General features: G+C 32.7%; 1 protein-coding gene. It reads right to left on the bottom strand.

Features of this window, described 5'->3' with window-relative positions; translation table 11 throughout:
* Positions 1-21: 21 nt before the first annotated feature.
* Positions 22-642: SdrH family protein (locus IDG60_RS19790; protein ID WP_241013412.1), on the bottom strand; the 621-nt coding region annotated here is incomplete at its 5' end.

The following is a 642-nucleotide window of genomic DNA, read 5'->3' as shown; positions in this document are numbered from 1 at the left end:
AAAAAACGAATCACACACGGATTATCGTCGCTGTGATTCGTTTTTATTTTTCTTTTTATTTCGCTTTACAAATAAGAATAGCATGATTGAAAATACCACCATCATAGAACATACAATTGCTAGCCAACTTTTACTATATGCAGTTGACGCACTTTTCTTATTATCTTCTTGTTTTTTAACTACTGTAAAATCGTCTTTTTCATGCGGTTCAAATGAGCGTTGTTTTGAATACGGCTTATCTTCGGGCTTTTTCAAATCTGGCATTGATCCAATTTCACCAGTAATTAATGCGAGTACTTGTTCATCTAAATTACGATAGTACCTTTCTGATTTCAATGGATTGAAATATTGGAATCTAAAGTAATTCGATTGCTGTTGTAATCCATTTAAATATGCATTTCCGCTGAAATTTTGTTTTCGAATAATATTATAAATGTCTTCATCAGTAACTTCTCCATAATCTTTGCCCAACTTATTAATTTGATTTAAAATATACGGATTATACTTGTAAGCCCCATTTGCCAAGGCTAAAAATCGTTGGGATACAAAATCATTACCAGTAGGATTTTGTGAGTTTCCTTGATTCCCATTTGGTTGCCATTGACCTTGATTAGATCCATCTGAAGCATTTGGGTTCCATGT

It is taken from the genome of Staphylococcus sp. EG-SA-2, assembly GCF_017152085.1.
The sequence above is the reverse complement of the archived record's forward strand: the minus strand, read 5'-3'. Positions and strand labels throughout refer to the sequence as shown.